We start from the raw sequence: 21305 nt of genomic DNA, 5'->3' as shown, positions 1-21305 counted from the left end.
GTTTGTCTTGGAGAACAGAGTCCAGTGGTTGTTCTTCTCTGCTCACTCTGTTCCCTCCCGTACAATCAGAATGGATGTCACTCCTTGTAGGTCTGACTTACGAGTATATTCTTGGTGTTTTTCGCCCCCTTGGCTGTTGAATCATGGCTGATCCCAATCCGAATGAAGCAAAAGCGGCTAACGACGTTCACGCCACGGTAGCAACGCCCAAGGCGCAAGCGTCCAGCGAGGACGTTCGCTATGCGGTGCTCCGTCCGCACGCTGCTGGTGGACTGGGCCAAGTTTCGGTGGCTCGCGATGGTGAGCTCAATCGCGAAGTGGCTCTCAAAGAGCTATTGGATCGTCACGCCGACGATCCCAACAGCCGTTCACGTTTTCTTCAAGAGGCAGAAATTACCGGCGGTCTCGAGCACCCAGGCGTGGTGCCGATCTATGGACTGGGACAGTATGCCGACGGTCGTCCCTACTACGCTATGCGATTCATCCGCGGCGATAGCCTGCGCCAATGGATAGAACGATTTCACCAGCAATCTGATAAGACGTGGACACAAGCAACCGATCAGCTGCAACTACGGCGATTACTTGCTCGAATTATCGACGTGTGCGATGCCATCGAATACGCCCACAGTCGCGGCGTATTGCATCGCGACATAAAGCCCAGCAACATCATGCTGGGGCAGTACGGCGAAACGCTGGTAGTGGATTGGGGCTTAGCGAAAGCTATGGGCAAGGCGGGTGCCGACCTGGCGGCGGATATTCTCGTGGGGCCAACACTCGCAGAAGCAGTCCTCCAGCCGCAGTCGGGTTCTGGCTCAGCGCCCACGCAGATGGGCTCAGCTATCGGCACTCCCGCCTTTATGAGCCCCGAGCAGGCAGCAGGCCGCTTAGACGAACTGGGGCCCGCGAGCGACATCTTCAGCCTCGGCGGCACGTTGTATATGCTGCTCACCGGTCAACCGCCACAGGAAGGCAAGGATGTCGGCGAGGTTCTCATGCGTGTGCAGCGAGGGTTGTTCCCCAAGCCCCGCACGTTAATCAGCGCTATTCCTCGCGGACTGGAAGCAATTTGCCTCAAGGCGATGCAGCTGAAGCCTGAGGATCGCTACTCATCAGCGCGCCAACTGGGCGAGGATGTGGAAGCGTGGCTGGCTGATGAACCGCTTCTAGCGATGCCAGAGTCGTTCCTTTCTCGCAGTCGACGCTGGGTGAAGAAGCATCGCACCATCGTGACCAGTAGTGTTGCGGCGTTGGTGGTAGCGCTAGGCGTTTCGGCGGGCGGGCTGTGGATGCTCACTGAAGCCAACCAACGCGAACGAGCTGCCAAAGAGGACGCGATCGTTGCCGAACGGCACGCCGTCGAAGCGAAGGAGGAAGTCGACCGGCAGAGCCAACGCGCTGAGGAATTGCTTGCTTTGACGAAACGCTCGCTCGATCAGTATGAGGAGCTAAGTCAAGCTGAGGAACTCAAGAGCTTCGCAATGCGCGGTTTTCGAAGCGACTTGCTGGAGAGCACTGTCGAGTATTACGCCACGCTTTCGCAAATGAGCGGCGAGACAGAATCTGAACGCGCCGATCGCGCCAACGCTTACAGCCGGCTGGCGGAAACTTACTACGAGATGGGGAGAGTCGATGAGGCGAATGAAGCCTATCGCTCGGCATCAACGCGTTATGCCCAGTTGCAAGAGGAATTCCCCCAAGAGCTCAATTACGAGTTCCTCGAAGCGTGCGCATTAGTTGACAGGGCTGACATGCTCGTCTTCAGCCATCGTCCTCGAGAAGCGAATGAACCACTTCAACAAGGGTTGGAGAAACTTCGAAAAGCAGTCACACAAGCACCCGAGGTAATCGACTATCACTGGGCATTGATCTATGCACTGGCGAGTGATGCTGAGCGCCTACGTACCCAAGGATCCCTGGCTGAGGCTTCTGCCCGTTTGGCCGAAGCAACGGGAATGATGCGGGAGCTGCGCCAACAAAAACCGCTCCAGCCGGATATGACCGAGGAAGAAGACCTCGATACGCGCTACTTGCTGGGGCGGATTCTCCTGCAACATGCGTCCCTGGAAAGCAACGGTCTGTGGAAATTTGAGACTTCACTAGCCAAATACGAGGAGGCAGGGGAAATTCTGCAAGAAATCTATGACGAAGATCCTGAGTACACCGACGCCGGCTACCTGCTCGCGACGATTAAGGAGCAGACGAGTATCGCCTATCAGCGACATGGGCTCGGCAACAAAGCACTCCAACTGGCTGAAGAGGGACGCGAACTGGTTGAAGCTATCGACGAGGTCTACCCCGATGTGCCTGACTATTATCGCCTGTATGCGGATCTGTTGAATCAGGTCGGCGATCTAAAAATCGGGGTCGATTATGAAGCGGACCGGAAATATGGCATCGAGAGTGTCGAGCGAGGTATCGAGATTGCAGAAACGCTCATCCAGGAAATGCAATCGCAGGCTGTCGATCGCATGCGTCTGGGTGTATTAAAGAAAACGCTGGCGGAACTTCACGCCGAGCTCGGCAATCAGGAAGAAGCCGATCGCTACTTTGCCGAGTCACTGACCGCCCTGCCCGACCAAGAGGAAAGTCGCGGAGAGTCGATCGATCTCCAATTCAGCCTGGGCGAGACTCTCTACGCCGCAGCTGCGGCCTATACGGAACGAAAGAAAGCTGCCGATGCGATCAGGCTACTCGATGTGGCTGAAGAGACATTTGAAAAGTTGCTGGAAGCAGCACCTGGACTCGGTAGTGCCCACCACGAATTGGCACTCGTTTTTATCGCTAGGGCAGATTGCTATTTTCAGGAAGCCCGTTTCGCGGAAGGCATCATGCAACTCGATCGAGTTGCCAGTCAAACCGAGGAAGTGAGTAAATTGCCCGAGTCGGAAGCAATCGTTTTGGGCTACAAATTGATTGCCACTTTGGCTCGGACCTCGAAACTCTATGCCCTCTCTAATCTCGAGAAGATCAGTGGACAGCTCGTCTTGAAGCGGCGGTATGACTTCCTACTCGACCAGATGGTCCAATTTGTTGAGTATCGCCAGCGCGATAGCGACCAATTCACTGCTGCCAAGTTGCTCGCGCGGGCTATCAACGGGATTTCCAAGGACGAGCAGCTTACCGAAGAAAAGCAAAAAGCCTTGGTTGAAGCTTTCGCAAGCAAAGCCGTCATTTGGCTAGCTGACCTCAAGAACAACGGCTACATCCGCCGCAAATCCGGGATGCTCAAGATCTTCTCCAACGCACCGACGCTCAAGACCCTGCGTGAGGATGAGGATTTTGAGACGCTGCGGGGGCGGGAAGATTTTCAAGCTCTGCTGAAATAGGAATCAGTGCCACTCCCCCGCTTGTCGCTCTGGGGGCGTCTGACTATATTTTCTACTCGCAATGGCCGATAGTAATGGTTCAAGCCGTCGCCATTACCAAAGCTCAGGTGCCAAAATTGGGTTTTTTTACCCACTTGGTAAGCCTTTCGCAGAAGAGCGATGCTGCTTACAATAACTGACTTGCATGAAGCCGTTGTATGAAATCATGGCGCCGTAGCTCAATTGGTTAGAGCACTGGACTGTCGATCCAGAGGTTGCGGGTTCGATTCCCGTCGGCGTCGCTTGACGTAAGTGCCTTCGAGCAAAGAGTTTCTGTTACCTGTCGACGTTCGACAGTGCGGCCCGTATCAGTTCTAAGCGGGCCTGTATCGGTTCTAAGATTAGGCCGATCGCCAAAAACGGTAATTGCCGTTCTTTAGAATCTACGGTCGAGTCGCAAACGTCATGGCCGGGGTTCGATGTCGCGCCCTGGATCTGCCGGTAGCCTCACGAGCGATTCTCCTTCGCCATCCGTACGATCGTTTCCGAGACTTCTCGCGAGATCGGTGAACCAAGGCACAAATTAATTTCAGATTTAAGCACCTGTCAAAGAAATCATCTTCTGGGTTTATTTCATTCGATGATTCAGTGTTTGTGGCTCGGTGTAGTCTCGTTGCCAGGTGAAATTCGTAGATAAACAGCAAGTAGAAGGCGGCTCCAAAGGAAGATGCCGTAGAAGGCTTGTGTGTAGGATCGCTATCTAGTCGGCCTAAACTGACCCCCTAAAGACAGGATCCCCAAGAGCAAGACGAGGTAGGTGGGTTCGGGGACTACTGCCACCTCCACGGACGGAGCCACCCACCCATAATTCGCTTCCCAATTCCCTAGGTCTGATTGGCTAAGTGGATTGGGAGCTTCACCGATTTGCCACCTCAGGAAATCACGACCATCTGTGTCACCATCGGCGTCAAAGTCTCCCCAGAGCATTGTAATCGATTCCCCCACGAGTCCGGCAATCGCTAGGCTGCCAACGGCGCTAAAGTGAGTGTTATCCTCAGGGGGGCCGAACGTAGATATGTCCTCTCCGTTTCCTATCATCTCGATGTAGAGATTCAGACTCAACTGGTTCAAATCGATTACAGTGACATTCTTTTCGATACCCACTGCCTTGACAGCATCAGCGTAATCAAGGAGCGAGTATTGGTTGCCGAAGCCGTCCGTAGCCCCTAGCCAGTTGTTTATGTTGATCTGTGCCTGAGTGCTGGTGTAAGGCGTCCACCGGCGAGCTACGGGTGTCAAGAGTATGGGCGTAGCGCCGCTACTCACCACGTCATCTACCATGCTTCGCAGATTACCACTGTAGAGGTCGAGTGGGCCTGGAGTGACATGGGTAGGATTGTCATCTGGATAGGTGCCTAAGCTTGAGTTATTGAGCTTTTGATCGTTGTGACCGAACTGGATAAACACATAGTCCGAGTTGAGGTCTAGCGTGTTTTGCCAACGGCCTTCATTGATGAAAGACTTGGTACTGCGCCCATTAATCCCTTGATTGTTGACGGTATAGGTCGTCGGTATGAAATTGGACAGCGCGTCGCCCCATCCGTTATTGCTTGCGACGGTTGAATCGCCCGCTAGTGCGATAACAGCTGCGTCGACCCGAACGGGAAAGGAAATCCAGAGGACGCATAAGAAGGTGCCGATGCCCAGCAGGAGTCGGTTTTTTAGGTTTTCGCTTTGCATAACCGGGGGAGTTTCTTTGAGAGTTGGCCTGTTTTGAGCCCGGACTGTAGGCGGGCTTTCTCGTTTGCGGGCTTCGCTGGCAATGCGAACCGTTCTAGGACATGATAAACAGGATGACGTGTGAGCGTCGAACCCAATCCCGCACATACTGTCGATACCTTCTGTTTTTGCGATCTTGCGCCCCTGCCGCGTAGGGCTTGGGTTTTCTTATGCCCGCCGTCTGCCAACTGCGAGAAAAACTCCAGTGACTAGAAGTGCGCTAATCGTGGGCTCTGGGACTTGGGATGCCATCGGGACATTGGCCGCGGGCGAGCCATAGCGCAGTTGCCAGGCCCGCAGGTCGTGTTCGTCGACGGTATCATCCAGATTGGCATCCCCATCGCCAAAAGCTGCGTTTGTGCCGTTAGGGTCAAAACCAAGCTGCCAAGCTAACAGGTCTCCGCCGTCAACGAGATCGTTATCATCGAAGTCGGGTAATTCCGGTGTGCGCGTCAGTCCCACATAGATGTGAGAGCCGTTGCCGCCAAATTCGCGGTTAGGACTATTGTGAACACCCTCAAAGTGAATCGAGACTCGCGCAACGTCGGCCCCACTGGGGGCACGTAGGATGCTGTAGGACCGATTGTAATTGGTTCCATCGACCGCCTCCAGCTTCACGCGATTACTACTGAATGTGGTATTCGGCGTAGGGGCTGTGATAGAGCTGAAGACGGTGCCCGTGTCTTTGTAGAGTGAGAGGTCACCCTCGCCCGCCAGCGTCCATGTGTTCATGTCGATGAGCTGATCGTCTGCGTCGTAGGCGCGGATGCGCGCGAGATCGCTGGAATCGACATCGGTTATGAACAGATCGAAACCTGTGGTGATCGGCGTCCCGAAAAAATATCTTAATGAACTCGTGCCGTTGGCAGACAAGTGTTGCAGCAAGGGAAGCCGGCTTCCGTACTCTGCGACCAGCTGAAGATTATCGTAGTTCTGGGGATTGTCGGGGTCTGAAGGAGGCACGTAGTTGAGTGTATTGCGTGCCGTGCGCTGACTTTGCCCTATGCCGTCGGCGTGCAAAACCGTGATGTCTGTTTCCAGCTGTACAGTGAGGCTTGTGACGGGGCCGTTGGACCATGTAGCTGCGATTGCGTGGTCGCCGTAGCTGGCCGGATGGTTCCCATATTCAACAAAGGGCGCAGCGACAGCCGGGCTGCCGCCGTCTAGGAGGCAGCAGATCGAAAAAATGGATGCGACAATTCTCATGGTTCAAACCTAGCTTGAGGCTCGGGTTGCACGCAAGCGATGAGCAAGAGGCGAGAAAAGACGATCGTCCTAGAAGCGTTACCGACTTTCGAAATGACCCGACAACTTACGCATGACGATTCAGAGATCATTCTTCGTAGGACCACAATCCCATCGCTGGGTCGTCGATGTAGAAGTACGCCTCGCCATCGGCAGTTGTGTGTATGCCGTTGCTGAGTCCTTCACTCAGGTATTTCTCTTGGTATTCGGACAAATCACCGTACTCGTAGCCCACACTCTCGACCTCTTCTTGAGTGAGCCCGCCTGTGCAGTAAGTCACCTTGAAGCGGTTCTCAGTCGAGCCGTGAATCAGGTGGGCTGCTGCGGAGAGATTCTCTCGCAGTTCTTCCTTCTTTTCCACGAACTCGAGAATCTCCGGCGTGGTGCGGTAGCCGTACTTGCGGATCAATCGGTCGATATCGGGATCTTCGCCGAAGCAATCGACACCAGGGGCGAGGATGATAAGCTCCCCCTCGTCGGCAATTGCCATGCGCGTGCGATAGATCGCCTTGTTGCCTAGCCAGGTGCTTTCGAACTTCTCCGCGTTAAGGTTCACGACCACCTTCTTGAGCGGCGCGTCGAGTTGCTGCAGGTTGACTGCGCGGGAGAGCTCGCAAGCACGCTCGAAGCACTCCACATCGTCGCCCACAAACAGGCCACGCACCACGGACTCGCCGGTTTGGTTCGGACCGATGACCGTCAGTACGTAGATAATGGGTAAATGCTGGAGGAAGTTGTCCTGAGCGTAATTGAGTATCTTCCGTAGCGGCGTGTCGCCGCGGCCCATGATGCGCTCCATGCCGTAGGCGGCACCGATGTAGTGGCTTTCGTTGATGCCTCGCACGCCGCCGGTGCCCACGAAAATATTCTTGTTGTAGTTGGCCATGCCAATCACCTCGTGCGGTACGACTTGGCCGATGGAGAGAATCAGATCGTGTTCGCCAGAGTTGATCCGCTTGTTCACCTGTGCGGGCCAGTCTTTGGTGTAGATGCCCTCGGTCACTTCGCCGACGAACTCCGCAGGCACGCTGCCGACCGTGTCGATGTCAGTCCGCCAATTGTGGTAGCTGAAAAGCTCCAGAGGTGTCTCGCCAAACATCTTTCGCAGCTGCTTCTCGCTCATTTCCTTATGCGTACCGACCGCGGGCATCACGTCGACGAGTTTCTCGCGGTAGTGCTCCCACGTCATTTCCGTAAGCCGCCCTGCCCTACTGGCGTAGCGAGAATAGTCCGGCGGTACGGCAAACACGCGCTCCCTCGGGCCCAGCTTCTCGTAGACTTCGGTGAGTGCTTCGCGCAGCTGGTCGTCGGACAGGTCAGTTGTGGGCGAGCCGATAGCTAAGTGGAGTGCCATGATATTCCGGTATCGTTATCTGGAATCGACAATAGTGGGAAAGGGTATGCGCCAGGGAAGGACAAGCGAAGATGTCCTCTAGTACTCACATCATACCCGAGGAAGATTACCGCCGTTAGTCGATTTGTCTGCTTGTCGAATGCGGCCGAGCGTTGGAAAATACCCGGAGGTGCCAACGTCGAACCAGCACCTCCGGGGCAGCAGTTGTACACAGCACGAGTTTGTCGCAGTCATGTCCACCATCGAACCACAGCAAGTGCATTCCGCTTCCGAACCACTATTGCGGTTCGGACTGCGCCAGCTGTTGACAATGGTTGCACTGCTATCTGCGTTGTGTGCATTGCTGGTGAAAGCGCCGGGCTACTGGCCAGGTGTGATCGCGATGGGTGCGCTCTTGGTAGGAGCACACATTTTCGGCAATGTGGTTGGCACACGATTGCGAAATACTTCTCCAAAACGGGAGACGCACGATCCTACCCAAGCGATTTCTGCGAGCCAACCGAAGGCAAGGTGGCAAGAGTCGATGCCTGAGACTACACCGCTTGCGCTTCACGCTGCAGTCGTGCGCTGGGGTCGCGTGGTCTCTGGTGTCGGTGTTCTGGCGGGGGTGTTGTTGGGCGGGTGGGCACTTTCAATGGCGCTCGGCAGCGAAGTCACATGGCCTGGGCTGGGGCTTGGCGCCGTATCGTGCGGCGTACTCGGTGGTTGGATTGCTTTCATGGCGTACAGTTTCGGCTCGATCTCGCGCCATGCCTGGATGCACGCCAAGCAAACGGATCACACTTCGCAGCGCAAGCTCTGACGATCCAGCGAAAACGCAGCCAGCGAAATCTCCGGCTGTTTCTCACACATCGCATCAGCCATGACTCGTGCCGTTCCGGTGCTGAGCTGCAAGCCAGCGCGAAAGTGCCCAGTAGCGACCCAAGCGTTTTCCAAATCGCCACAAGGGCCCAAATACGGCAACCCATCCGGCGTTGCCGGACGCAGGCCGGCCCATGTTTTCTCGATCGACAGCTCGGCAAGTGGCGGAGCAATGCGCGCCACAAATTCCAGCAAGCCGGCAATGCCCTCATTGGTAGTGCGAGCATTAAACCCAACCTCTTCGACGGTTGATCCAACGAGAATGCGACCATCTTCCCGTGGCACGAGGTAGCGCGAGCCGACATTCACGATTCGCTTGAGTATCCCCGGCGCGCCCTTGAGCAAAGCAATCTGTCCTCGCAGCGGTTGAATCGGTAGCTTGATTCCTAACTTGCCAGTGAGTTTGCCAGACCAACAGCCCGCAGTAACGCAAAACTGCTCAGCAACGATCCGATGGTCACCAGCTTTGACTTCCATAAGGCGCTTGTCGTCTTCGTGAAACCCACTCGCTTCAGTGCCCAGCACGAATCGCACGCCATCTTGCTTGCATGCGTGTACTAACGCCTGCAAATGACGAGGGTTGCGAATCTGCGATTCCCCTGGGACTTCAATCGAAGAAGCTGCTTTGGCAAGGACAGGCTCATAGTTCGCAAGCTGGCTTTCGGAGAGCGAATTTGCCTCGATACCTAGCTGTTGCCATCGACCTTGCCGTTCACACAACGCTGCCGTTGTGTTTTCGTCTTCCGCTAAGTAGATACTGCCAGACTCTCGATAGCCGTTGTCGATGCCCGTTTCGTCGAATAGCAGTTCGTGCCACTTCCGATGGAGCTCCCCACTCAAGCCGGCGAGTTGTTCGTACGGTTCCGCTGCGGGCCAGAACTCGCGAGCGGGGCCCGGTGGGATCATCCCTGCTCCCGCCCAGGAAGCTGCCCTGCCCGGTTGGTCGCGTTCGATGACACATACGCTCCGCCCGCGGCGCGACAATTCCCACGCGAGCGAGAGCCCAATAACACCGCCACCGATGATGGCAACCTCATAGTGCTCTGGCTTAGGCATAATGGGGGGAATTGGGTGGGAGGAAGTTGGCCAGTTGCTCGCGAAGTTCCTGCAGTGCCGAATCACTCGTCTCGATAGAGTTTGCCAGGTCGCTTCGCAGTCGCTGCAGATCGGCCAGCGTATCAACATCATACCACGAGGGGAGCATTAAATAAGTCGCCCCGGCATGGCGAAGCCGTTCTTGCGTCATGTGCCACACCTCGGATGTGCTCCAGGTGATTCCCTGAAACGCCTCGGACAGCGGGCGACTTAGCCCAACTAGATAGTATCCGCCATCCTCAGAGGGACCAAACACAGCTTCATTTTCCGAGAGCATATCGAAGGCCTGTTCGATATACTCTAGCGGCACGTTGGGGCTGTCGGTTCCCAGCAGCACGACCCGCTTGTAGCCAGCGGCAAATTGAGCTTCAAAGAACCGAGCCATGCGGTTGCCAAGGTCACCAGAGCCTTGTGACTGTAAATTCCAGTCGGTCGCTATTGATCGAAAAGCGGCTTCCTTTTCGTCTGGAGAAAATGCCACGACTCGGTTGGCCGTCAAGCGGCGGAGCCGAGCTAAGGTGGTTGCGACGAACAGGCGGTACACCTCTGCGGCGTGCTGGTCGCCGATTGATGTTCCCAGCCGTGTTTTCACTTTACCGGGTGTCCAATGCTTGGCAAACACGCCAAGGCAGCATTTATCAGTAGTCATACTTTTCATCTCGACCCGCGCACCGCATGTAGCAAACGGCGCAGTAGCACCTCGTCTACCCGGCCGCGAAAGCGCACCTTGCCGTCGATCTCCACCACGGGCACGCACGTGTTGAATTGCTCGAACAACTCAGGCTGTTCGTCGATATCGATAACCTCCGGCTTGATGCCTTGATGATTGAGGATGGCGAGCGCTTCATCGCATAGGTGGCATCCCCGGCGCGTGTAGAAGTTCACTTGGAGGTCTTGGTTGCTCGATTGTTGCTCTTCGTGGGTCATTGAATGCATCTCAAATATCGCTTGGTGGTTTCCCGTAGAGGTGCCCTCAATACCCGTCCAACCCCCCTGCAGGGGGAGTTTGGTGCAGGCGGTAAGTTGGGGCCCCAGCGTGACTTAGGTGTTCTGTTTGGAGCCGGCCTTCCCGCCTGCCTACGATGGAAGTACCGCTTTTGGCAACCGCCTGGCAACCCCCTGTTCTGCCCTTCCAAGCGAACCAAACGAATCGAGGCTTCGCAAAGAACGTCTCGCTCCAAGGCGACCACAAAAGCGACTCCCCATAAACGTAGCAAGTTCTTCCTTAATAACAACTTAAGTGGAGTACGACGATGAAGAAAAATGCTAAAACCAACACACAAAAAGATGCCGCCCGGCAGGCGAAAGGCCGCAGCTTCAATCGCGCTGATCGCCGTCCCCCGCAGGCACGTCGTACGCATTCCAGCACACTCAATCGCGATTTCGCGGAGCCGTTTAGCCCGCCTGAGAACTGGTACGAGCCGCGCGAAGATAACAAGCGCGACGGCAGCTTCAAATCCATCGTGCAATCGCCAGGCTGGGGATACCGGCATGTCGTTACTCCCGAAGAAGTGCGCGAACGTCTGACACAAGTTCCGCAGCACTTTCTCAAGGAACTTGATGTCGTGCAAATTAGTGGCATGACGCGCAAGAAGCAGAGTTTTCCCTGTTACGGACTGCAATGGGGCACCACGATCTACCTGTATCCGTTGGAAGAGTCGCTCGAAGAACACTTCTACAGCCCTCCGGCTCCGCAGGTGATCAACGAAGCCAAGATGTTCGGCGGCCTATGGGATCGCCCGGAAGCAGGCGTTTGGCGGCTCACTTGGACTGAGGATACAATCCGCGACTTCTACCTGAACAACATCCTTATCCACGAGCTTGGCCATTTGGTCGACGATCGCAATAGCTCTTACCTGAAACGCGAGCAATTCGCCGAGTGGTTTGCCATCGAGTACGGCTACCGAGCCACCGGTGGCGGAGCCGCCCGTCGCAGTCAGCCGATTCGCCGCCGCCATCACAAGGTTTGATCTCCCGCTCCCCGAAATCAAGATTCGACGGAGCGAAGGCTCGATACTCACTTTGCCTAACCGCTAGGCTTGGGCAGTTTCTCGCTTCTGGGCCGCTCTAGGCCCTCCCTGGGCTGCTAGCGTTGCGGAGTTGCGGTGATTATCATGCAGCTACTCATCCTGCTTGTTGCTCATCAAGCCAAGTTCTAAGGTTTTCGCGCGCATGGTACTTTCCGGTCTCGATCTAACCGTATTCTTTGGATTCATAGCTGCCGTCTTGGCAGTCGGCTTTTTGATGGGTCGTGGCGAGAAGTCCAGTGAAGATTACTTCCTGGCAGGTCGTGGCTTGAAGTGGTGGGTCATCGGTTTCTCGCTGATCGCAGCCAATATCTCAACTGAGCAATTCGTGGGCATGTCTGGCCAAGCGGCTGGATCGCTGGGACTGGCGATTGCAAGTTACGAATGGATGGCGGCCATTACCCTAGTAGTGGTTGCTTTTGTGTTCTTACCCATGTTCTTGCGTTCGGGCATCTACACGATCCCGGAGTTTCTTGAGTACCGCTACAACAAGCTCTCACGAACGTTGATGGCCGGCTTCACGATGATTATCTACGTGGCGGTCACCATCCCCGCTGTTATCTACTCAGGTGCCCTAGTCTGCGACACGTTGTTTGCGGGCCAGAAGTTGATGGGCGTTGAGATCAATGTCGTAAGTGCTTCATGGATCATCGGAGTCCTAGCGGCCATGTACGTGGCCTTTGGCGGGCTGAAGGCGTGTGCCTGGGCCGACTTGTTGCAAGGTTCGGCACTCATCATTGGCGGCTTCATCGTCGTGGTACTCGCTTTGCAGATGCTAGGTAAAACCCCTGTCTCTGAGCTTGCCACCACTCTTGGCGACGAGGCAGTCCAATCCGAAAACCTGCAGGACGAGTCGAGCGGGCTCACAAAGTTTTTCGCGCTCAATAGCAATAAGCTGCACATGGTGCTGCCCAAAGACAACCCCGACATTCCTTGGACAGCACTAGTTTTGGGCCTATGGATTCCCAACTTCTACTACTGGGGTCTCAACCAGTACATCACGCAGCGAACCCTCGGTGCTCATTCGCTGGGCGAGGGGCAAAAGGGCATTGTCTTTGCTGCCGCGTTGAAGCTGATCATCCCGTTCATCATCGTGGTGCCCGGCTTAATTGCATTTAATATCTACAGCCAGGACATGGTGGCCGAGGCGGAAAAGGACAACGCAGAGATTATTGAAGCATTCAACGAAGGCAGCCCAGCGGCGGGCAAAGTGTTTCCCTTCGATGGCGATTTCGCTGAACAAAGCCCTGAGGTTGCCCGCAGCTTAGCTCTGTACCATGCCAACCAGTTCTCAAGTGCTGAAGGCGTGAAGGCCATCGAGCAGAGTAGTACGCCTGCTGAACTGGCTGCCGCGAATGACTCCAACCTATCGGCTATCAACGCCGCGGGCGTTGATACCGAAGCTGAGAGCAAGCTCATCGGCTACAAGTACGATTCCGCGTTTGGCCTGTTGATCAAGAAGCTCACGCCCGAGGGTCTCCGGGGTTTCATGCTCGCTGCGATTCTCGGTGCCGTAATGAGCTCGTTGGCTTCGATGCTCAACTCCGCGTCGACCATATTCACGATGGATATTTTTTCGAAGTTCATTAGCCGCGATGCATCACAATCCTCGCTCGTGGGCGTGGGACGGCTTTGCGTGGTGGCGTTTACCGTGATCGGGTGCTTGATCTCCCCCGTTCTGGGCGACCCTCGCTTCCGCGGTATCTTCAACTATATTCAAGAGTTCCAAGGCTACATCTCCCCCGGCATTTTGGCTGTTTTTGTGTTTGGCATCCTCGTGAAGCGTGCCCCAGCAATGGCCGGCGTGGTGGGGCTGCTGATCAACCCGTTCTTGTACGGGGCGCTAGCCTTTGGGTTCCCCAACATGGCATTCCTCGATCGCATGGCAGTGGCGTTCTTTTGCAACTTGGGCGTCATGGCGATCATGACCATGGTCAATCCGCTCAACGAGCCGAAAGAACTGCCAGTGAATACCACGATCTCGCTGGAGCCCTCCGCAGGTGCCAAGACTTGCGGAATCGTCGTGGTGATCATCACGCTAATTCTCTACGCTATCTTCTGGTAGCTGGCAGTTGTTGCACCAGCTTTTGCGGGGAATCGTGGCGTTTTTTGGCTTCTCAAGGGATTGTTGCGCCTAGGATGACTGCGGACCTTGCAGCTGTAGCCAGTGAGCTACGCCTCGCACAGATTTCGACCCAAGTTTGCCATGATTTCTGCGGAACCCGTCCCACGCTCCGGGGTTGGAACCAGATCGGCAGAATTTTGAGTAAGCCTCCCGCACCAAGCCCTCCCAAACGACCCTCCCTAGTTGCACCGCTATGAACCGAAACAAAGCCTTTACCCTCGTCGAGCTTCTGGTGGTCATCTCTATCATCGGTGCCCTCATCGGGCTGCTGCTGCCAGCCGTTCAAGCCGCCCGCGGGGCCGCCCGGCGGACGCAGTGCAATTCCAACTTGCATCAAATCGGGCTCGCGCTGACTCAGTATTTGGATAGTCGCGGTGAACGGGGTAAGTTTCCCGAGGCTGTGATGATGCCCTCGGCCGTTGCTGCGGTTAAGCCTTTCGATGAGAAGGACAAGACGACTTGGCCTATCTACAAGGTGCTGGCCGGGTATACGGAGAACAATCAGGAACTCTGGCGCTGTGCGGGCGACTTTGGTCCCACCAACGAGGATGACGTTGCGAACTACACCTACGACAATACAGGCGTGAACGACTACCTACGGCCTGATGGTGGGCCGTTCGTAAGAGGCGACTCTTACTTTGAAAACGAGGGAACCAGCTATGAGTACCCCTCCTACAGGTTAGAAGGACGCACCCGACAGGATGTGCTAGAAACTCGTCGAGGCGAGGTTCGCGGTTCGGGCGAGGTATGGGTAGTCTACGATTTCGAGTCCTTTCATGGCTCGCCGGGCCAGGATGGTGGCAGAAACTTCCTTTACCTCGACGGCCATGTTGATGCGTTGGTAGTAGCGGAATAGGCTCTGCTGCGATGCTAAGTTTGGTTAGGTATTTTCCAATTCAACGTGATTCTTTAGCGGCGGCTCAACAGCCGAACAGGAGAAAATGATGAACAAAAAGAACGTGATCCTGTCACTAGCAGCTTTGATGTTGCTCGCAGGCGTTGGATGGGCAATGGGGTTACTTGGGGGTGAAGACCCAAAAGTGGCCGAGGCGAAGCATCTCCGCGAGCAACTCTCTCAAGACCGAGATAAAATGACCGAAAGTGAGCGTCGTGCTAGCTACGAAAATCTAAGAGAGAAGACTAGGGATTTAACGGACGAGCAACGTCGCGCTGTGTGGGAGGGTGGCCGTCAAGATATGATTCAGCGAGTCGATCAACTGCTCTCTATGCCCAAGGCAGAGCGTGACAAGGAACTCGATGAGTGGATCGAACGCTCAGAGCAGCGACGCAAAGAATGGGCAGCCAATGGCGACCAGGGACCGCGCGGCGATCGCGGTGCCGATGCGACTCCTGCCGAACGCGCTCAACGGAGTAAGCAGCGACTGGACCGAAGTACGCCCGAGATGCGGGCCAAAATGGATGCACTGAAGGACATCATGAACCAGCGGCGTGAGGAGCGCGGATTGGATCCCGTGAAAGGCCCACGCGGCATGTTCGGGGGGGGAGGCGGTCGCTAGACTATGGGCTATCCCTTGGCAGCCAGCAACTGCTCCACCGGCACCAGCTGTTGGAAGCTGCCTGAACGGAAGCCTTCCAGATCGAGCGTCACGTAGCCAAAACCCAGCTGGCGAAGCTCAGTGACAAGTTGTTCGCGTACCTGGGGCTCGCAGAGCCTGGGCAACTCGTCCACTGGCACTTCCAGGCGAGCTAGCTCGTCCTGGTGGCAGCGCACCCGCACGGTGGCGAGACCTAACCGTCGAAGGAGTTGCTCAGCCGCATCGATGCGTGCGAGCCTCTCTGGGGTAATCTCCAGGCCGTAAACTACGCGGCTCGAAAGGCAGGGCGTTGCCGGCTTGTCCCACACCTTGAGATCCCACGCTTTGGCCAATTGGCGAACGTGGTCTTTGGCGAGCCCGCAATCGGCTAGCGGGTTTACGACCTCGTGGTTCGAGGCAGCTTGCAACCCTGGGCGAAAGTCCCCCAGGTCGTCGAGATTCGCCCCGGCGACCACACAGGCAAAGCCGTGCTTGGTAGCGTAGCTACTGAGCAATCCGTAGAGCTCGGTCTTGCAATGGAAGCAACGATCAGGCGCGTTGGCGAGGTACGCATCGTCGGCCAGTTCGTCGGTGGCAACAACTTCGTGGCGAATGCCAATCGACTCGGCAACTTGGCGAGCCGTGGTGAGTTCTCCCTCGGCTAGGCTGGCACTCGTGCCGGTCACCGCAAGGGCATGCTCGCCCAGGGCTAGCTGAGCGGCTTTGGCGACCACGGCGCTATCAACGCCGCCAGAGAACGCCACGACGCAACTCTCGAATTTTCGCAATTGGTTCACGAGCTGGTCTTGCGCGGCCGCTAGCTCGAACGCCTTCGTAGTTGTTTCACTCATGCGTTCATTGGAATGCAAAGAGCTAGCGAGGTCTATTGAGGTTAATTAGCTATGCGTCGCACGGAAATCCCTCAAAGAGATGCAACTGCTCTAGCCGGTGACATCGCGTTCAACTTTTTCCATGACCTTGGTATTTCGCTCGATGGCCAGAATGATCGTCTGCTGCTCGGCCCCGTCGGCGGAACTGGCCACTACGGGGATCACCTGGCGGCGTTCGGGCAACGATACGCGGACTGTGAATGTGCCGTCGTCCCGTAGCTGCACAGGCTCTCCTTTGAGGGTCACGTGCGAATCGCGATCGGCAGCCCCGTACACGATGACTTCCGCATCCACGGCAAATTGTAGATTGCCCTGCTCTCGCCCAGCAGCGCCGCTGCCGAACTTGGTCTTCATGGGCGTACCTAAAGGACGCTGAAGGCGCTCTTCGAGCAGGTCCTTAAGTTCGCGGCTTACACCGGCTGGCGAATAGCCACCACTCATCGCGTAGATGCGATCAGCCTGCTGGGCCACATCAGCCCAGTTGTTATCGACCGCGTCGCTCGTCCCCGCGGGAGGGGTAGAGACTTCGTTACTGCGAGCTAGGCAGTGAAAGCCTTCGTCCGCAGAGAGATAGCCGATTTCGAGTCGGTACGTACTGGGAGGGTCCTGGACGTCGAGGTACCAGTTTTGCACGCCACCATGGATGGCTATATCGCGCTCTAGATGAGCACTGCCGTCAGCCTCTACCTTGATGAGTCGCAGCACAGGCTGGGCACTGTGCCAGCGTTGTCCCATGGCCGCCTGGGCACGATCGACGCTACGTTGCTCCAATTCCCAGTAGGCATGCAGCCAGTACGGGTCTCGCACCATAACGACCAGTCGATCTTTTTCGACCGACTTCAGGCCGTTCTCACAGCCGAGATTCTTGATAGTTGCCAGTTTCTGCTGCAGTTGGTTGATCTTGAAGAGTGCCTTGGCACTGGTTTGACTCGTCTTGCCGTTGGTCCGAACCTGTTTAGGACTGCCATTGCGAGAGCGACTGCCGCCCTGCTGAATAAGGGCCTTCACGAGTTGCTCCTTACGCATGGAATGCCATCCAGAGACGCCTTTCTCTCGGGCCATTTGGGCGAGATCTTTGGCAGTGTAAGAGCGGAGTGATGAAGCAGTCATAGTTGTCTGGCTGTTAGGTGTTGGCTTGGCGATTGCAGTAGCACGACAAGATTGCTGAGCTTGTGGTGTGAGGCCAGCCTTGGCCAGAGAGCGGGTGTTTTGATTGGCTAGAAATAATGCACTAGGCACTACATCAACCCAACGTCCGCTGTGTGGTAACTCAGGAGGGAAGTAACGTCTGATGGTAGATGCAATTAAGACATTGGCACTACCCGCGCAGACCACCTCTACAGACGGTCAGTCAGAAGCTGCCCCGGCTACAATTACCTATCCTAACGAAAATGCTCAAAAATGCAATCGTTTTAGCCACTTGGATTGCTGTAAGTGCTTTGGCACAATTGACTTACGGGATGGTGAATGCCGCAGTGGGGCAACCGCCTCGTGGAAGTGAGCCAATGAACTCTGTCGGTGGCCCGATGCTCTCGCGAGAAACTCTTTCTAAGTCATTGCCATCCAATGATTTACGTCGCTATCCAAGACTTTGTGAAAAAATGCACGAATTCATTCCGCGGGCCGTTGACACTCCTCTAGGATCGAAATAAATTGTTCTGGCATAGAGATTTACGTAAATATTAGACGTCACTGCGGGCGGCAAAATAGAGCTTCGTGCAGTAAGTGCGGTTTTCGTAAGTCTTTATGAAGTAAGCAGTTGAGAGTTACTTCCCGAGCCACTGATTGGCCCTGCGAGAGAGGATGGCAACGCAAAATGGCATCGCCTGATCCTCAGCATCCCATGGCAGCCGCCATGCAGTGGGTTGGGCGAATCTTCGCTGCGGCCATTCTCATGGTCGTGCCAGGCCTCCTTGGCGAGTGGCTCGACGGGCAATTGGGTACCAGCTTTTTGGTACTCATTGGCTTTGCTGGTGGCCTCATAGCGGGGATGGCTTACTTGATTGCACAGACGAAACAAGCTGAGCTGAGAAGACTACGTTTGAAAAAGTCGGCTCAACAAGAGACCAAGCTAGACCCAGGGTCAGCTACCGAAGCAAACAAAATACATCGCGATGCCTAGTCGGCATTGCAAGATTAACGATCCCCGCATAATTACCCGCTCAGCACGCAAGCCAATCACATTTGGCAAATCGAAAATTCTGTGACAGGCATTTGGAAACCAGCACTGATCTTAGGCATCGTCTTCGTGGTCGTTGCTGCAATCGCCGCTGGGGTTACCGCTGGAAAGTATGGTAGCGACGCGTATCTTTCGTGCGGCTTGGCGGCAGCGGTAGTGTGGCTGGCCGGGACTATCGGGTTAGTGCTGACATCGTTAGCGTCAGATGCTCATTCTCGCCTGAATGCCTTGTTGATGGGAATGCTCGTCCGCTTAGGCTTGCCCTTGGCGTCGCTGGTGATAGTACCGCAAATGTCAGAACGCCTCGCTGCTGCTGGCTTTGCCGGCCTTGTTCTTGTGTTCTATCTAGTCGGCCTGGTCGTTGAGACACCCCTCCTGATGGGGCTCGTTAAGAAGGCTCAGGATACCTCCGAGAAGCCGCCCGTTGACCCGCTCTCCAGCGATCGCTTTCTGGATAGCAAACAATCGCCCAACGGAGCCGCTCTCTAGCGTTCGGTGACATGTCTGATCTCCTACACATCAAAGACACCTTCTACTTCGAAGTGCCCAAGCAGTTGTGGCGCTCAGAGAAGTCCAAGCGAGAAGAATTTCCCAGTCACTTCGTGCGTAACGATTCTGGATATCAGGATTGGGAAGCGCTCCGGTTGTACGAGTCGCTCGGCGAGATGAAGGGTTTGGAAGGCGTTCCGACTCTCGAAAGCCTGACCGAAGAGTACGCACATTGGCGCCATGGGAAAGCTCATCATGGCAAGCCGTTTGATCGCTTCCTGGAAGAAGCCGACAGCCAGAGTTGGTTCCAAGAACAGTTGGCACTAGGCAGGTTCTCCAAGCAGCAGAGTGAAATTGATAAAGAGACTGGTGAGGAAGTTGGCGAAACCAGCGATGCCTGGCGTTCGCGCGAGGCTTCTGGCAAAACGCTCCAAGAAGACTGGCGTGTGGCTAAGGCTCAGGCAGAGAACCTGGAAGCCTATTACAGCGAAACGCCCGCTTGGGGTGCCGAGAAGATTCGTGAGTACAACGACCACCTCGACGGCAAGATCCTGATTCCTCAGCCGTTCGGCAAGTTGCAAAACAACTATCAAGTCGAGTCGGGCTTTGGTATCTCGAAGTTCATGATTCTGATGCTCCTCATTGCCGGAGCGATTGTCTGGGCGTTCAGCCGCCTCTCCAAGAAGGTTGAGAACGGGCGACCCGCGAAGGGCAAGCTCTGGAACATGTTTGAGACGTTCCTGCTTTTCATCCGCGATGAAATCGCCCGCCCCGCCATTGGCAAGCACGATGCAGACCGCTTTGTGCCGCTCCTTTGGACGATCTTCTTGTTCGTGCTGGGCTGTAATTTGCTAGGCATGCTCCCGTGGCTGGGTGCTCCGACCGGTAGCTTCAGTGTAACGATGGGCTTGGCTCTGGTTACGTTTGCTACGGTGATCGTAGCCGGTTCCATCCGCTTTGGGATTGTCGGCTTCTGGAAGAATCAAGTTCCTTCGATGGGCCTGCCGCTCCCTTTGGCGATTCCCATCGTACCCATGTTGTTCCTGATTGAAGTGTTGGGACTATTCATCAAACATGCAGTGCTTGGAGTTCGACTGGTAGCCAACATGGTTGCTGGTCACTTGGTGCTGCTTGCGATTATGGGATTGGCAGTTGCAGCTGCAGGAACCTCAACATGGTTTACCGCCGCTCCGATAGCAATTATCGGATCAGCCTTGTTTAGTGTGCTCGAATTGTTCGTAGCCTTTTTGCAGGCCTACGTTTTTACATTTTTGTCCGCCCTGTTTATTGGCTCTGCTGTGCATCACCATTAAGGTGTTCAGCTTTGGCGACAAGCGGGGGAAGTTAAAGTCTATAAGGAGTTGGTTTCGTGATTAAGGTAACGAAAACTATTGCGTTGAGTTTGGTTGCGCTAGTGGTATTGGCTTCGCCCGCCGCCGCGGCTGAAGGTGATTCTTTGATTAGCTTCTCAGGTGCGATTGGCGCTGGGTTAGTAACACTTGGTGCTGCCATGGGCATCGGCAAGTTGGCTGGCTCCGCTCTAGAGAGCATGGCTCGCCAGCCTGAAGTTGCTGGTAGCATTCAGACTGCCATGATTATTGCGGCAGCCCTGATCGAAGGTTTCACCTTCTACGCATTGTTCATCTGTTCGCAACAGAATCCCTGGGCTAGCTAAGTCTCGGTTCCACTGAGATCGCCGCGTGAAGACCTGGACTGGTTTGGCTCTGGTTGTTTCTTGAGGATTACGATGAGTAACTTTGTATCGCACAGCCTGCGCCGTGTGTTTGCCTTCCTGCTGACGGTAGCTGTGCTCGCCACTACTGCCGTAGCTGAGGATGCGGGTGGCGCTGGTCACGGTGGCCATGCTTCCGATGATCCAGGTCACATGAACGCAAACGCAGGGCTGGAAAGCCCCGCCGAGTGGAGCACGCAACTGGCCGTCTACACGTTCGTCGTGTTTTGGCTTTTGCTGGCCATTCTCGCCAAAGCTGCTTGGCCCAAGATTAGTTCTGCTCTCGTTGAACGAGAGAAGCACATCGAAGGCCAAATTGCTGCGGCAGAGGGCAAGCACGAGGAAGCAAAGCGTTTGCTTGCCGAGCACGAAGCGAGGCTCGCCAGTACGGCTGACGAAGTGCGTGCCATGTTGGAAGAGGCGCGTCGAGATGCGGAAGCAACGAAAGAGCAAATCGTTGCAGAAGCACGCACTGCCGCTGAACAAGAGCAGCAGCGTGGCATTCGCGAGATTGAGCTTGCTGCGGACCAAGCGATGAAGAACCTGGCTGAGCATAGCGCGAACTTGGCGATTCAAATGGCAGGAAAGGTGATCGGCGAGAATATCTCCGCTGATCGCCAAGCCGCTTTGGTTCGCGAATCGTTAGCACAATTGGCCAGCAACAATTAGCACGCCTTCAAGGATTAGAG

At 55.5% G+C, this 21305-nt stretch carries 19 protein-coding genes and 1 tRNA gene; 12 read left to right on the top strand and 8 right to left on the bottom strand.

The features are described from left to right. Positions 1 to 143 precede the first annotated feature (143 nt). Together HG15A2_RS14360 and HG15A2_RS14355 are read left to right on the top strand one after the other, a co-directional pair. Positions 144 to 3326, top strand: a complete 3183-nt coding sequence (locus HG15A2_RS14360; RefSeq protein WP_145060882.1) for a serine/threonine-protein kinase — start codon at positions 144 to 146, stop codon at positions 3324 to 3326. Between the two features lie 207 nt (positions 3327 to 3533). After that, a tRNA-Asp gene (locus tag HG15A2_RS14355) sits at positions 3534 to 3607 on the top strand. Positions 3608 to 4061: 454 nt separating this feature from the next. On the opposite strand, the gene HG15A2_RS14350 is transcribed toward HG15A2_RS14355, so the two are convergent. The 3 genes from HG15A2_RS14350 to HG15A2_RS14340 form a co-directional block, all read right to left on the bottom strand. Then, the gene (locus tag HG15A2_RS14350; protein ID WP_218931974.1) at positions 4062 to 5045 is read right to left on the bottom strand and encodes a GDSL-type esterase/lipase family protein; all 984 of its coding nucleotides are present in this window, start codon (positions 5043 to 5045) and stop codon (positions 4062 to 4064) included. Between the two features lie 207 nt (positions 5046 to 5252). Continuing rightward, positions 5253 to 6290 (bottom strand): hypothetical protein, encoded by a 1038-nt coding sequence (locus HG15A2_RS14345; RefSeq protein ID WP_145060880.1) that lies wholly within the window; start codon positions 6288 to 6290, stop codon positions 5253 to 5255. Between the two features lie 127 nt (positions 6291 to 6417). Further along, entirely contained in the window at positions 6418 to 7683 is a 1266-nt protein-coding gene (locus HG15A2_RS14340) for a lactate racemase domain-containing protein (RefSeq protein ID WP_145060879.1), read from the bottom strand. A 232-nt stretch (positions 7684 to 7915) separates the two neighbouring features. Between HG15A2_RS14340 and HG15A2_RS14335 the strand changes: the two genes are divergently transcribed. Further along, the gene (locus HG15A2_RS14335) at positions 7916 to 8485 is read left to right on the top strand and encodes a hypothetical protein (protein WP_145060878.1); all 570 of its coding nucleotides are present in this window, start codon (positions 7916 to 7918) and stop codon (positions 8483 to 8485) included. Here HG15A2_RS14335 and thiO read toward each other — a convergent pair. The 3 genes from thiO to HG15A2_RS14320 are packed head-to-tail and all read right to left on the bottom strand — an operon-like array spanning position 8461 to position 10566. After that, the gene (gene thiO, locus HG15A2_RS14330) at positions 8461 to 9600 is read right to left on the bottom strand and encodes a glycine oxidase ThiO (protein ID WP_218931973.1); all 1140 of its coding nucleotides are present in this window, start codon (positions 9598 to 9600) and stop codon (positions 8461 to 8463) included. The genes HG15A2_RS14335 and thiO overlap by 25 nt on opposite strands. After that, a complete protein-coding gene (locus tag HG15A2_RS14325; RefSeq protein ID WP_218931972.1) occupies positions 9593 to 10288 on the bottom strand; it encodes a TIGR04282 family arsenosugar biosynthesis glycosyltransferase in 696 nt (231 codons plus the stop codon). Before HG15A2_RS14325 ends, thiO begins: the two co-directional genes overlap by 8 nt. A gap of 5 nt (positions 10289 to 10293) precedes the next feature. Further along, positions 10294 to 10566: a glutaredoxin family protein gene (locus tag HG15A2_RS14320; protein ID WP_218931971.1), complete on the bottom strand. Its 273-nt coding sequence runs from the start codon at positions 10564 to 10566 to the stop codon at positions 10294 to 10296. A 326-nt stretch (positions 10567 to 10892) separates the two neighbouring features. Between HG15A2_RS14320 and HG15A2_RS14315 the strand changes: the two genes are divergently transcribed. The 4 genes from HG15A2_RS14315 to HG15A2_RS14300 all read left to right on the top strand — a co-directional run bounded on the left by HG15A2_RS14315 (position 10893) and on the right by HG15A2_RS14300 (position 15308). Next, positions 10893 to 11609 (top strand): hypothetical protein, encoded by a 717-nt coding sequence (locus tag HG15A2_RS14315; RefSeq protein WP_145060874.1) that lies wholly within the window; start codon positions 10893 to 10895, stop codon positions 11607 to 11609. A 202-nt stretch (positions 11610 to 11811) separates the two neighbouring features. Then, the gene (locus HG15A2_RS14310) at positions 11812 to 13731 is read left to right on the top strand and encodes a sodium:solute symporter family transporter (RefSeq protein ID WP_145060873.1); all 1920 of its coding nucleotides are present in this window, start codon (positions 11812 to 11814) and stop codon (positions 13729 to 13731) included. 253 nt (positions 13732 to 13984) lie between these two features. Next, positions 13985 to 14647, top strand: a complete 663-nt coding sequence (locus HG15A2_RS14305; protein WP_145064079.1) for a type II secretion system protein — start codon at positions 13985 to 13987, stop codon at positions 14645 to 14647. An 85-nt stretch (positions 14648 to 14732) separates the two neighbouring features. After that, positions 14733 to 15308, top strand: a complete 576-nt coding sequence (locus HG15A2_RS14300) for a hypothetical protein (RefSeq protein ID WP_218931970.1) — start codon at positions 14733 to 14735, stop codon at positions 15306 to 15308. A gap of 8 nt (positions 15309 to 15316) precedes the next feature. Here HG15A2_RS14300 and larE read toward each other — a convergent pair whose 3' ends face one another. Then, the gene (larE, locus tag HG15A2_RS14295) at positions 15317 to 16177 is read right to left on the bottom strand and encodes an ATP-dependent sacrificial sulfur transferase LarE (protein WP_145060871.1); all 861 of its coding nucleotides are present in this window, start codon (positions 16175 to 16177) and stop codon (positions 15317 to 15319) included. Positions 16178 to 16267: 90 nt separating this feature from the next. Beyond that, positions 16268 to 17326 carry a DUF4912 domain-containing protein gene (locus HG15A2_RS14290; protein ID WP_145060870.1) on the bottom strand — a complete coding sequence of 353 codons (1059 nt, stop codon included), beginning with the start codon at positions 17324 to 17326 and terminating at the stop codon, positions 16268 to 16270. 706 nt (positions 17327 to 18032) lie between these two features. On the opposite strand from HG15A2_RS14290, the gene HG15A2_RS14285 reads away from it, so the two are divergent. The 5 genes from HG15A2_RS14285 to atpF all read left to right on the top strand — a co-directional run bounded on the left by HG15A2_RS14285 (position 18033) and on the right by atpF (position 21285). Further along, on the top strand, positions 18033 to 18338 hold the full coding sequence (locus tag HG15A2_RS14285; protein WP_145060869.1) for an AtpZ/AtpI family protein: 306 nt from the start codon (positions 18033 to 18035) through the stop codon (positions 18336 to 18338). A gap of 81 nt (positions 18339 to 18419) precedes the next feature. Then, positions 18420 to 18884 (top strand): hypothetical protein, encoded by a 465-nt coding sequence (locus tag HG15A2_RS14280; protein ID WP_145060868.1) that lies wholly within the window; start codon positions 18420 to 18422, stop codon positions 18882 to 18884. 11 nt (positions 18885 to 18895) lie between these two features. Beyond that, the gene (atpB, locus tag HG15A2_RS14275; RefSeq protein ID WP_145060867.1) at positions 18896 to 20197 is read left to right on the top strand and encodes a F0F1 ATP synthase subunit A; all 1302 of its coding nucleotides are present in this window, start codon (positions 18896 to 18898) and stop codon (positions 20195 to 20197) included. A 107-nt stretch (positions 20198 to 20304) separates the two neighbouring features. Beyond that, positions 20305 to 20559, top strand: coding sequence for an ATP synthase F0 subunit C (atpE, locus tag HG15A2_RS14270; RefSeq protein ID WP_246117968.1), 255 nt, complete (start codon positions 20305 to 20307; stop codon positions 20557 to 20559). A gap of 72 nt (positions 20560 to 20631) precedes the next feature. Beyond that, positions 20632 to 21285 carry a F0F1 ATP synthase subunit B gene (atpF, locus tag HG15A2_RS14265; protein WP_145060865.1) on the top strand — a complete coding sequence of 218 codons (654 nt, stop codon included), beginning with the start codon at positions 20632 to 20634 and terminating at the stop codon, positions 21283 to 21285. The last annotated feature ends 20 nt before the right edge of the window (positions 21286 to 21305 follow it).

The sequence above is a fragment of the Adhaeretor mobilis genome (genome assembly GCF_007741515.1).
In the GTDB taxonomy this organism is placed as follows: Bacteria; Planctomycetota; Planctomycetia; order Pirellulales; family Lacipirellulaceae; genus Adhaeretor; species Adhaeretor mobilis.
The sequence above is the reverse complement of the archived record's forward strand: the minus strand, read 5'-3'. Positions and strand labels throughout refer to the sequence as shown.